General features: G+C 45.4%; 8 protein-coding genes. 2 read left to right on the plus strand and 6 right to left on the minus strand.

What is annotated here, in order from left to right; translation table 11 throughout:
• Nucleotides 1–48: 48 nt before the first annotated feature.
• The 6 genes from JZY04_RS05450 to JZY04_RS05475 form a co-directional block, all read right to left on the minus strand.
• On the minus strand, nucleotides 49–2040 hold the full coding sequence (locus JZY04_RS05450; protein ID WP_005780179.1) for a glucosamine-6-phosphate deaminase: 1992 nt from the start codon (nucleotides 2038–2040) through the stop codon (nucleotides 49–51).
• A gap of 252 nt (nucleotides 2041–2292) precedes the next feature.
• Entirely contained in the window at nucleotides 2293–3459 is a 1167-nt protein-coding gene (gene nagA / locus JZY04_RS05455; RefSeq protein WP_005780176.1) for an N-acetylglucosamine-6-phosphate deacetylase, read from the minus strand.
• Nucleotides 3460–3596: 137 nt separating this feature from the next.
• A complete protein-coding gene (locus tag JZY04_RS05460) occupies nucleotides 3597–4367 on the minus strand; it encodes an amidohydrolase (protein WP_122141779.1) in 771 nt (256 codons plus the stop codon).
• Between the two features lie 3 nt (nucleotides 4368–4370).
• Nucleotides 4371–4928: a 1-acyl-sn-glycerol-3-phosphate acyltransferase gene (locus tag JZY04_RS05465; protein ID WP_032535791.1), complete on the minus strand. Its 558-nt coding sequence runs from the start codon at nucleotides 4926–4928 to the stop codon at nucleotides 4371–4373.
• A gap of 2 nt (nucleotides 4929–4930) precedes the next feature.
• A complete protein-coding gene (locus tag JZY04_RS05470) occupies nucleotides 4931–5200 on the minus strand; it encodes a hypothetical protein (protein WP_005780168.1) in 270 nt (89 codons plus the stop codon).
• Between the two features lie 253 nt (nucleotides 5201–5453).
• The gene (locus JZY04_RS05475; protein WP_005807345.1) at nucleotides 5454–7664 is read right to left on the minus strand and encodes a patatin-like phospholipase family protein; all 2211 of its coding nucleotides are present in this window, start codon (nucleotides 7662–7664) and stop codon (nucleotides 5454–5456) included.
• Nucleotides 7665–7986: 322 nt separating this feature from the next.
• Between JZY04_RS05475 and JZY04_RS05480 the strand changes: the two genes are divergently transcribed.
• Together JZY04_RS05480 and JZY04_RS05485 are read left to right on the plus strand one after the other, a co-directional pair.
• The gene (locus JZY04_RS05480) at nucleotides 7987–9177 is read left to right on the plus strand and encodes an efflux RND transporter periplasmic adaptor subunit (protein WP_005780164.1); all 1191 of its coding nucleotides are present in this window, start codon (nucleotides 7987–7989) and stop codon (nucleotides 9175–9177) included.
• 91 nt (nucleotides 9178–9268) lie between these two features.
• Nucleotides 9269–12415 (plus strand): efflux RND transporter permease subunit, encoded by a 3147-nt coding sequence (locus tag JZY04_RS05485; RefSeq protein ID WP_005780162.1) that lies wholly within the window; start codon nucleotides 9269–9271, stop codon nucleotides 12413–12415.
• The last annotated feature ends 2 nt before the right edge of the window (nucleotides 12416–12417 follow it).

Genomic DNA, 12417 nt, shown 5'->3' on the forward strand with positions numbered 1-12417 from the left:
CTCAAACTCCTCACTCTTCTTTATTTTTATTTCACTAATAAGCTCTGATTATAGTGGAATGTATTCCACAAATGCTTCCATTGCTTCGTAAGAGGCCAATCCCAAGCTGTCGTAAAGAGCTGCGGTACCCCGGTTGCGGTCTTCGCTACGTTGCCAGAACAGGCGTTCGTCATTACCCAGGAACGGAGCACTTTCCATCTGGGACTGGTGCTTCAGGATGGAGTTACGTTTTGCACGCAATTCTTCCGGACTGATAGGTACAGCCATTTCGATGTTTTCGATTTCCCATTCGGCCCATGCACCACGATACATCCAGATACGGCAATCTTTCAACCATTCGGCTCCTTCTTCTTTTTCAAGGTCTACAGCAGCAAATACGGCATCTGTACACACACGGTGTGTGCCGTGCGGGTCAGCGAGGTCACCGGCTACAAAAATCTGGTGAGGTTTCACTTCACGGAGCAGATTGCGGACGATTTCTACGTCAGCCTCGCTGATCGGATTTTTCTGGATTTTACCGGTTTCATAGAAAGGCAGATCCAGGAAGTGACAACGTTCCAGTGGGATATTATTATAGGTACAAGCTGTACGTGCTTCACCACGGCGAATCAAGCCTTTGATGGTCAGGATATCGCGTGTATCCATATCACCGTCTTTCTTATCCTTCAGGAATTTACGGATTTCGGCATATTTTTCACTGATCACCTGATCTTCACTGTTTATAAAGATTTGGTTGAATCCGTTGATGAAATGCATGAAACGAACTACTTCCTCATCACCTACGGCAATGTTTCCGGAAGTCTGATATGCTACATGGACTTCATGTTTCTGTTCTACCAGACGGCGAATCGTACCTCCCATGGAGATCACGTCATCATCGGGATGCGGAGAAAATACGACAACCCGTTTCGGATACGGTTTGGCACGTTCGGGACGATAGGTGTCGTCTGCCTTCGGTTTGCCACCCGGCCATCCGGTGATGGTGTGCTGCAGATCGTTGAATATCTTGATATTTACGTTATAAGCAGATCCGAATAGGGCAAGCAGTTCGCTCAGTCCGTTTTCGTTATAGTCTTTGTTGGTCAGTTTCAGGATTGGTTTTCCGGTCAACTGGCACAACCATACAATAGCACTGCGGATCAGTTTATCGTTCCATTCGCAAGAGGTGACCAGCCATGGACGCTGAATACGTGTCAGGTTGGAAGCTGCCGACAAGTCGATGGCTACATGTGCATTGTTGTGAGTCTGTAAATAAGATGCCGGAATGGTATCTGTTACATTACCTTCCACACACTCTTTCACCATGTGCGCCTTTTCTTCACCCCATGCCAGCAGATAGATTTTCTTTGCTGCCAAAATAGTGGCCACACCCATTGTAATGGAACTGATTGGCGTATTATCAATGGTTCCGAATATTTTGGATGCTTCATTGCGTGAACCGCTGTCCAGCAAAATCAATCGGGTGGTAGAATTCAGGCGTGAACCTGGTTCGTTGAAAGCGATATTACCTACGCGGCCGATGCCCAGTAAGGCGATATCGATACCGCCGAAACTCTCGATGCGCTGTTCGTACAGGCGGCAGTATTCAAAGATGGTATCTTTAGCGATCGTACCATCCGGAGTGAAGATATTCTGCTTGTCAATATCAACGTGATCGAGGAACATCTCTTTCAATGCGTTGAAATTGCTGTTGATAGCGTCTTGGGACAATGGATAGTATTCGTACATATTGAATACGATTACATTACGGAAACTGAGTCCCTCTTCTTTGTGCATGCGAATCAATTCGGTGTATACGCTGCGTGGTGAATTTCCACCCGGCAATGCCAGTACGCAGAAACGTCCTGCTTTTTGTTTATCGCGAATGACCTGTGCTATTTCGCAAGCGATATGATTTGCACCTTCTTCCACAGACTCATAAATATCTGTAGGAATTTTCTCTAATCGGGTTAATACCGATCTCTCGAATGCATTCTCCGGTCTATAATACCTGGGGGAGACCCTGTTGAGTGTAATCTGAGAACTAAGATTTGTCTTCATAAGTTTGTTATTAATTAAGTTTGACTGAGTCTTTGTCGTTATCGGAAACTCTGAACAAATATATATAAAAACAATCAACTATGCGATAAGGTTGACAGGGAATTTAAATTAAAATCTTTTTTTACCTATAAATGGGGAGGAGGGGAGTGATAAAACGATGAAGGTTAAACGATAAACGGTGGACAATGAACAGGCTGCGTTATAATGGTCTGTTCATTGTTCACCGTTTATGTTCAAAAAACGTCTATTCGATTAAAACAGCGTATTGGTTTCAGGCACCAGCTTACCCATGGCCCATACGGCTCTTACGTTGAGGTCCTCATCGAGTACCAGGATATCGGCATCTTTGCCTTTTTGCAAGGAACCCTTACGGTCGTATACACCCATGATACGTGCCGGGGTTTCGGAAGCCATACGGACTGCGTCTTCCAATGGAATTTCTGCTTTCTGTACGACGGTACGAATCAGGCGGTCCATTGTGGCAATACTTCCTGCCAAAGCAGAATGGTCGGCCAACTTACATACTCCGTCTTCGATAATAACACGCGGGTCGAAAGCTTCTTTGCTGTCACTGTCGGCGCAAGCAAGGGCATCTGTAATCAGGCAGGTTCTTTCTACACCTTTTATTTTATATACAAGTCTCAGGATAGTAGGAGGTACATGGATTCCATCGGCTACTACTTCTACGGTCATATCATCCAACAGATAAATACTTTCGACTGTACCTTCATACTTGTATTCTCTGCGCTTGTGGAAACCGGGCATTGCATTGTAGAAGTGGGTGGCATGGGTATATCCGGCTTCATATGCCGTACGGATGTCTTCAAATTCGGCTTGTGTATGTGCCACGGAAGGGAGAATACCTTTGGCAGCAATATATTTTCCGAACTGCATGGCTCCCGGAAGTTCCGGAGCGGCGTCCCAGCGCTTGATGCAATGATACTGTTCTACGATCGGAATATATTCATTCGGATCAGGGTTCTTGATGTTCTCGGGAATTTGTCCTCCTGCCATTTTCATGTTCAGGTAATGACCTTCAAGGTGCAGTCCCAGAATAGGGCTGTTTTTCTCTTCCATCAGTTTGGTGCAGGTTTCAGCAGCTTGCTGGATCATGGGGACTGTAGATGATGAAAGTGTAGGAAAGATACTTGTAGTGCCATGTTTCATGTGAGTATGGACCGCTGCCCGGAAGGCATCTTCCGTACATTCCATAAAGTCGCGGCCTCCACCACCATGCACGTGGATTTCTACCCCACCGGGAACTACATACATACCTTTGACGTCAATAAGTTCAGCTCCGATAACGGCCAGATCGCAGTTTGTGACTTCTAAAATCTTATTGTCTCTGATAAGCACGGAACCGTCTTTCATCCATCCTTGGGGGGTGAGTATACGTGCGTTAATTAATTGGGTTAACATTCGTGTTATGAGTTAAATTAGGGTTTGTTTTTTGGTACAATAAATTGATTGTCTGGCAAAATTAGATACTTTTTTGCATTTATATACTATAATTCAAGAGATATTTTTATTAAATGCGGAAATTATGTCCTGTAGATTTAATAAAGGAGAAAAGAGTCTGCGTCTTTCCAGCTGGGGAATTTATGGCGAAAGGCAGTGAGGGTTTCTATATCAAGTTCGATGGTTTGTATCTTTTCTTCCGAGTCGGGAGTCCCTGTCAGGATCTCGCCTTTAGGACTATACAAGGCTGAATATCCCGGATAGTGAAGTCCGTTGCCGTCTCGTCCTGTACGGTTCACACCGCATACGTAACATTGGTTTTCGATAGCGCGTGCGCAAAGTAGTGTATTCCATGCATGGATGCGTGGAGTAGGCCAACTGGCTATGTAAATAAGAAGGTCGTATTCGTTGTTTATATTCCGGCTCCAAACAGGAAAGCGAAGATCATAACAGACCTGAAGGCAGATATTCCAGCCCCGATAGGGGACGATCACCCTCCGGTTGCCTGCCGAAAAGTGTTCAGTTTCGCATCCCATGCGGAAGAGATGGCGTTTGTCATAGTAAAAATCCTGACCGTCCGGAGTAATCAGAAAGGCCCGGTTATAATAAGCACCTGCTTCTTCGCAGATGAAACTTCCGACCAATGCGAACTGAAACTCTGCGACATACCCTTTGAGGGTCCGGATGGTGAAACCGGAAATCGGTTCGGCCAATGTTCGGCTGTTCATGCTGAATCCCGTTGTGAACATCTCCGGTAAAACAACAATCTCCGTTGTTCCGCGAAGAGGAAGTAGCTTTTCGCGGAGCAAACGGAGATTTTCCTGTTTATTTTCCCAGATAATATCTGTTTGTACAATCGAGATTTTCATAAATCATTCAACGTCTCCAATGGAGAAGTTTTCGGGGTGTTTCCCTTTGAAATTTTTGAAATAAAGTTTTATTTCACGCATGTCCTTGTCAATATCTCCACTTGGCATGACTGCTTTAGTCGACGTAATGGTCTTGGTTGTATAGTCGATGCCGACCAGGACAATGGGTACCTGTGCTTTGAGCGCAATGTAATAGAAACCTTTTTTCCAGTTGGGGTTGCGTTTACGCGTTCCTTCGGGAGTAATAGCGAGGTGAAACTTTTTGCTGGTATTGAAGTGATGAACCATTTGCTCTACCAATGAGGTCTTGCGACTACGATCTACAGGAATACCTCCTACAGCTCTGAAAAGCAGCCCTAAAGGAAAAAAGAACCATTCTTTTTTCATCATGAAACTGGTCTTTCCTCCCATGGCACCGTAAAATAGTTTACCAATAAACAAATCTAAATTAGTGGTATGGGGAGCTGCGCAAACTACACATTTATCATATTTGGGTACTGTCACGTTCATCTTCCATCCCAGCAGGCGATAGTAAATAAAGCTATATATTGCTTTTTTCATTCTTAGTTCAGTTTCGCGATGGCGTCAATGATTTCGTTTACTTTTGCATTGAAGTCTACACGGAATTTTTTGTAGAATCCTTTCACATTTCCCGGTTCGGTGTGGCTGATACGGCTGATAAATTCATCCTGCATTTTCAGGATTTCCGCCATCAGTTCGTCAGCTTTTGCTTTATCTGTACCCGGTACGAACATGCTGTTGATCAAACACTCTGAAAATAATTCACCTGCGATATAGTTTACGTTCTTTTTAAGTTCTCTTCTCTTTGCCATAATTCTAAATGTTTTATGTGAGTATATAGAAAATATTTTCGGTAAAGATAACGACTTTCTTCGGTTCTGAGTAATAAATTTGAAATAATTAAATAATTCCGTGCTATGTCTGTCTTGTTGTTTGGTGGTTACAGGCGCATTTTAGCAGCGGGTGTAGCCATCCGTATGCCGGGGCTACACCCTATTGGCGGGAGGGCTACACCCTTTACCTCGTGGGGCTACACCCCCTGCCGGAAGAAAGAGGTTGGTATTGTCAGAAAGAAAATCCCAGGTTTACGTAAAATCCTACGTCCTTGGATTGGTTGGAGTACCCCAATGATGCTTCTAATGGACCGAACATGCTGTCCAGCCCATATCCGATGCTACAACCGTAAATCCGGTTGCCTTTCAGGATCTTGAAAAAATTATCGTCACTCAAGGCAAAGTTTCCGGCTAACGTTATATAATGTTTGCTACCCATGCGTTGGCGCAGCTTTAGAGAAGCCACGGCAACGGAATTGTGCGTTAATTCTATATTGTAAATTCCGGCGAACGGGAGTTGCTGGGGCAAATAACGTCCGAACACGTCACTTCCCAACGCATTCTCGTAAGCATAAGGAATTTCCTGCCCGATCAGTACTCTGCCGTAAATAGCCGGGATCAGGGCCAGACGGTTGCTGACAGAGAACACACTTTCCCAGGAGGCACTGAGTGCGGAGAAGGGGGCATGTCCGTTATATCGGGCGAAGTTGTCTGTATACAATGAATAAGCACCGGAGAAGTTGCTGCCTTTGGATGGGAAGTATCCTTTGTCGAAAGTGTTGTAACGTAACTGCGCAAAATAACTGATGAAGTATTCGGAGTTGACATCCATTGTAAATTCCGGTTTCTTGAAAAGGAAATCTTTGTATTTGAAATACTCGATTCGTGCGCCGAATCCAAACCGGAGATTTTTATACCACACATCCGAAAATCCGAATTCACCCAGATGATATTTATAAGTTGTGTTGTAGGCACGGTCGCCATGATCATAAATGTTGATGTCATTGTACTGGAACATGTACGAGAAATTGATGTTTCTTTGTTGCATGGGTTCCAGGGTATAATCTACCCGGGCCATGTATCGTTTGCCCAGTCGTCCGGTAACAGAAACTTTGGAAGGAATGTGGGTCTTTAATTGTGCTGTGGCATTTATCAATAGCGAAGCTATCTCTTCCGAGTCGAAGCGGAGACCTACATTGATGGTTTTCTCATACTTTTTCTCTAACAGGAAGGTTAAATTATAGCCTTCAGGGGTATTGGTTAACGTGTAACTGGCGTTTGAGTAAGATTGGTTCCCGCGCAGAATGAATAGTGCTTGTTCAATCTGTCGCATGCTGATTTCACTGTTTTCTTGCAGTTTGCATTTTTTCATTAACCACTTCTTGTCGTTTTCTTCTACATCAGAGAAAGTAATTTCCTTCACTGGCAAAGTCCGGGTGCTTGAAAATAAGGTATAAGGACCATGTGACTCGGGTTTGAAAGTGTCTGCAATACCGATTTTCTTTTTAAGAGCGAGCAGGGAGTTCCATTGCTTGCGAGCTGCCTCTTCTCCCCGGTGCATCAGAGAATCAATGGCCGAAGGGGTAAAACTGGCCGAAGAGTATCCTTCAACGTTCACCTTTATATAAGTATCGGTCAGGCTGATATTTTTTTGATGATTGTTTTTGGTAGTCAGGTCAATGATTTGGGAGAGTATGTCCGGAGCACTGTTAAGTTTGTCGATCCCTTTCAAGTTGTTTTGCACATCTACACCGATGATAACATCGGCGCCCATCGATTTGGCTACATCTACGGGATAATTGTTAATCATGCCGCCGTCAATCAGAATCATGCTATCCTTGCGCACAGGTGTGAACACTCCGGGAATCGCCATGCTGGCTCGCATTGCTGTGGCAAGCACTCCATTGTGGAATACAATCTGTTCGCCATTTACGATGTTTTGTGATACGCACGCAAAGGGGATAGGCAGTTTGTTGAAATCAACGGAATCATGATAGCCTACTGTCAGTTCCGTAAATAGGTTGGCCAGATTCTGTCCCTTTATGATTCCACCGGAAACGGCGTCTTTGGGGCTTTTGGTAAAGGGGAATGAAAAGACATATTTTTCTGATTTTTCGCGTTCGTTGAGTGACATGGCACTACGCTTTACACGATCACTGAGCAAAAACATCCAGTCTTGTTTGCGTACCATACTGTCCAGTTGATGCGGAGTATATCCGATGGAGTATAATCCACCGATTATGGATCCCATACTGGTGCCTACTATATAATCGATTGGGATACCGGCTTCTTCAATGACTTTCAGAGCCTGGATATGTGCTACCCCTTTCGCACCTCCTCCGCTGAGTACCACTCCGACTTTTTTACGTTGCTGTGCCATAGCGGGCAATGCCAGAAAAAAAGCTGGTAACAGAACTAATATCAGTGACAAATGTTTTTTCATTATAGTGTTATTTTTATGAATGCACTACAAATTTATATTATTATTTGGTAAGTAAGTAGTGAATGACACTAAAAGTGCAAGTTATGGAACTTATGCAGAAAAGAATTATCTTTGCGACCCTTTTGTGGAATAATTCCCCAATCAGGGACACAATTCCACACTTTGGATAAACGGCAGTTATGTTCGGAAGATCACTAAAACAGCTTCTGCAGGGCATTGGAGAGAGCTTTTTAGTTAAAAAGATATATTCGGGACATAGTTTGGTATCTGATTTGTAAAGTAGCTAAGAAAGGATAAGTTAATTTTAATAATACAAACAAGCATGAGACTATTTTTAACGAGAAAAGAGCTGAAACTAAGGAGAAAAAGAACAATAGTGGGCATCGTCTGTTTGGCTTTGGTGGTAGGCATTTACTGGGTTCTGACGCGGCCACATAAAGCAAAGCCGGAGATACCTACTGTGATTGTAGAACCGGCAGAAAGGGACAATGTAGAGATTTTCGGAGAGTATGTGGGGCGTATACGTGCACAACAGTTTGTCGAAGTTCGGGCGCGGGTGGAAGGATATCTGGAAAGTATGCTTTTTGCCGAAGGAACGTATGTGAATAAAAATCAGGTGCTGTTTGTGATCAATCAGGATCAGTATCGTGCCAAAGCAGATAAGGCACGGGCACAATTGAAAAAAGATGAAGCACAAGCATTGAAGGCAAAACGGGATTTGGAACGTATCAAGCCGTTGTATGCGCAAAATGCGGCCAGTCAGTTGGATCTGGATAATGCGGAGGCAGCTTATGAAAGTGCGGTGGCGACCGTCGCTATGAGCGAGGCAGATCTGGCACAGGCCGAGTTGGAACTGGGTTATACATTGGTTCGTTCTCCGCTGTCGGGTCATATCAGTGAGCGTAACGTGGACTTGGGAACTCTGGTGGGACCGGGTGGTAAATCGCTGTTGGCTACAGTTGTGAAAAGTGACACTGTACTGGTAGATTTCAGTATGACTGCTCTGGATTATTTGAAGAGCAAAGAACGCAATATTAATATCGGGCAACAGGACTCTTCTCGTTCCTGGCAGCCGAACATCACTATTACATTGGCGGACAATACGGTGTATCCTTACAAGGGATATGTGGATTTTGCCGAACCTCAGGTAGATCCCCAGACAGGTACTTTTTCAGTCCGGGCAGAGATGCCGAATCCGAAGCAGGTGTTGCTTCCGGGACAGTTCACAAAGGTAAAGCTGTTGCTGGATGTACGCGAAGGAGCGATTGTGGTGCCGCACAAGGCGGTAACTATCGAGAAGGGTGGAGCCTATATCTATACCATGCGCAGAGATTCAACGGTAGAGAAACGATTTATAGAGCTGGGACCTGAATTTGGCAATAAACTTGTAGTGGAGAGAGGATTGGCTGCAGGCGAAGAAGTGGTAATAGAAGGATATCACAAACTGACGCCGGGAATGAAGGTGAGGGCTACTTTACCTCAGTCACTAACCGAGAAAAAGGAGAGCGAATGACTCTTTTCCTGAGATAAATAAGAACGTATAATTTAAAAGAAACTCTTCCTCCCTCTCGTTGGGAGAGGGGTGGGGTGAGGCCTTATAGAATATGAAAGTTAGTTTTTTTATAGATAGACCTGTTTTCTCGATCGTTATCTCGATACTGATTGTCATTATCGGCATCATTGGTCTGACCATGTTGCCTGTCGACCAGTATCCTCAGATCACTCCTCCGGTAGTGAAGATCAGTGCTTCTTATCCGGGAGCCAGCGCATTGACGGTTTCACAGGCAGTGGCAACTCCTATCGAGCAGGAGATTAACGGAACACCGGGTATGCTTTATATGGAGTCGAACAGTTCCAATTCCGGAGGATTTTCGGCAACGGTTACTTTTGATGTTTCTGCCGATCCGGATTTGGCGGCCGTAGAAATCCAGAACCGTGTGAAACTGGCGGAAAGCCGTTTGCCGGCTGAAGTTATTCAGAACGGTATCTCCGTAGAGAAGCAGGCACCCAGCCAGTTGATGACCCTTACGCTGATGTCGTCTGATCCGAAGTTCGACGAAATTTATTTGAGTAACTTTGCCACGATCAATGTACTCGATGTAATCCGTCGTATTCCGGGAGTAGGACGTGTTTCGAATATCGGTAGCCGTTACTATGCCATGCAGATATGGGCGGAACCGGATAAACTGGCAAACTTCGGACTGACTGTACAGGATTTACAGAATGCGCTGAAAGATCAGAACCGTGAGTCGGCTGCAGGTGTACTTGGTCAGCAGCCGGTGAAGGGACTCGATGTAACGATTCCTATCACTACACAAGGACGCCTTTCTACTGTAGAGCAATTTGAGAACATTGTGATCCGTGCCAATACGAATGGTTCTATCATCCGTTTGCGTGACGTGGCACGGGTTTCTCTCGAAGCTTCTTCATACAGTACGGAGAGTGGGATCAATGGCAAGAATGCTGCCGTTCTGGGCATTTATATGCTTCCGGGCGCTAACGCGATGGAAGTTGCAAAAAGTGTCAAGGAAGCAATGGATGAAATCAGCAAAAACTTCCCGGAGGGGTTGAGCTATGAGGTGCCATTCGATATGACGACTTATATTTCCGAGTCCATTCATGAAGTATACAAAACCCTGTTTGAGGCGCTGGTTCTTGTGGTGCTCGTCGTTTATCTCTCTTTGCAGAGCTGGCGGGCTACGTTGATCCCGATAGTTGCCGTTCCTATTTCATTGATCGGTACGTTCGGTTTCATGTTGATCTTTGGCTTTTCGCTGAATATATTGACATTGTTGGGGCTGATTCTTGCTATCGGTATTGTAGTGGATGATGCCATTGTCGTGGTGGAAAACGTGGAGCGTATTATGGAGGAAGAGAAACTTTCACCGTACGAAGCTACGAAGAAAGCCATGAACGGATTGGCGGGTGCGTTGATTGCCACTTCTCTGGTGCTTTGTGCGGTGTTTGTTCCGGTGAGCTTCCTCAGCGGTATTACGGGGCAGCTTTACCGTCAGTTCACTATTACTATTGCTGTATCCGTACTGATTTCTACTGTAGTGGCGTTGACGCTGAGTCCGGTCATGTGTTCGTTGATTCTGAAACCGGATAACGGTAAAAAGAAGAACATTGTTTTCCGCAAAATCAACCACTGGTTGAACGTGGGCAATCATAAGTATGTAGTCGCTATCCGCCGGGTAATTGGTAATCCGCGTCGTGTATTGGCCGGTTTCGGGGTAGTACTGATCGGTATTCTGTTGATTCACCGTCTGATTCCGACAAGTTTCCTTCCGGTGGAAGACCAAGGCTATTTCAAGATAGAATTGGAGTTGCCCGAAGGGGCTACGCTGGAGCGTACCCGGGAGGTAACGGATCGTGCCATCACTTATCTGGAAAAGAATCCGTATATAGCGTATGTACAGAATGTGACCGGAAGCAGTCCCCGTGTGGGCAGCAACCAGGCACGGAGTGAGTTAACCGTAATTTTGAAGCCGTGGGAAGACCGCAAGAATACTTCGATAGACGAGATTATGACAAACGTTCGTCGCGATCTGAGTGAGTATCCGGAGTGTAAGGTTTATCTCTCCACTCCTCCTGTCATTCCCGGTTTGGGAACCTCGGGTGGGTTCGAAATGCAACTCGAAGCGCGTGGTGAAGCTACTTTCGATAATTTGGTGCAGGCGGCGGATACTTTGATGTATTACGCTTCCCAACGCAAGGAACTGACAGGACTTTCCTCTTCACTTCAGTCGGATATCCCACAACTCTACTTCGATGTAGACCGCGATAAAGTGAAGATGCTTGGTGTGCCTCTGGCGGATGTTTTCTCAACCATGAAAGCCTATACGGGATCGGTCTATGTGAACGACTTCAATATGTTCAACCGTATTTATAAGGTATACATTCAGGCTGAAGCACCCTATAGGGAACATAAAGACAATATCAACCTGTTTTTTGTGAAGGCCTCTAATGGAGCGATGATCCCGCTGACTTCTCTGGGTAACGCATCGTATACCACCGGCCCGGGTAGCATTAAACGTTTTAATATGTTTACCACTGCTGTTTTTCGTGGTGAGGCGGCGCAGGGCTATAGTTCCGGTCAGGCTATGGAGATTATGGAGCAGATTGCACGTGACCATCTGCCTGATAATATTGGCTTGGAATGGAGTGGTCTCTCTTATCAAGAGAAAAAGGCAGGTGGGCAGACCGGATTGGTACTGGCATTAGTGTTCCTTTTTGTATTCCTCTTCCTGGCTGCACAGTATGAAAGCTGGACAGTGCCCATTGCCGTATTGCTTTCGCTGCCGGTAGCCGCTCTGGGGGCTTATCTGGGGGTATGGATTTGCGGACTGGAAAATGATGTCTATTTCCAGATCGGATTGGTGATGCTTGTCGGATTGGCGGCCAAGAACGCCATCCTGATTGTAGAGTTTGCGAAAGTGCAGGTGGACCGGGGAGGTGATCTGGTGCAATCAGCCATCCATGCGGCACAATTGCGTTTCCGCCCCATCTTGATGACTTCGCTCGCGTTTGTACTGGGTATGCTTCCGATGGTGTTGGCAACCGGTCCCGGTTCGGCAAGCCGTGCGGCCATCGGCACGGGAGTATTCTTCGGAATGATTTTTGCTATTGTAGTGGGCATTATCCTTGTTCCGTTCTTCTTCGTACTGGTCTATAAAACAAAAGCAAAACTGAGAAATGTGCCGAATGTGAACGTGAAGTTACCGTTCAAGTCTAAAAAGAAAATTGATTGAAT

Origin of the sequence: Bacteroides sp. 11BF, assembly GCF_019633765.1 — a bacterium.
Taxonomy (GTDB): domain Bacteria; phylum Bacteroidota; class Bacteroidia; order Bacteroidales; family Bacteroidaceae; genus Bacteroides; species Bacteroides hominis.

Bases quoted from the DNA above. Each gene is read 5' to 3' on its own strand.
- JZY04_RS05475 (WP_005807345.1), bottom strand. From the start codon at position 7,664: ATGAAAAAACATTTGTCACTGATATTAGTTCTGTTACCAGCTTTTTTT.
- JZY04_RS05470 (WP_005780168.1), bottom strand. From the start codon at position 5,200: ATGGCAAAGAGAAGAGAACTTAAAAAGAACGTAAACTATATCGCAGGT.
- JZY04_RS05460 (WP_122141779.1), bottom strand. From the start codon at position 4,367: ATGAAAATCTCGATTGTACAAACAGATATTATCTGGGAAAATAAACAG.
- JZY04_RS05450 (WP_005780179.1), bottom strand. From the start codon at position 2,040: ATGAAGACAAATCTTAGTTCTCAGATTACACTCAACAGGGTCTCCCCC.
- JZY04_RS05480 (WP_005780164.1), top strand. From the start codon at position 7,987: ATGAGACTATTTTTAACGAGAAAAGAGCTGAAACTAAGGAGAAAAAGA.
- JZY04_RS05485 (WP_005780162.1), top strand. From the start codon at position 9,269: ATGAAAGTTAGTTTTTTTATAGATAGACCTGTTTTCTCGATCGTTATC.
- nagA (WP_005780176.1), bottom strand. From the start codon at position 3,459: ATGTTAACCCAATTAATTAACGCACGTATACTCACCCCCCAAGGATGG.
- JZY04_RS05465 (WP_032535791.1), bottom strand. From the start codon at position 4,928: ATGAAAAAAGCAATATATAGCTTTATTTACTATCGCCTGCTGGGATGG.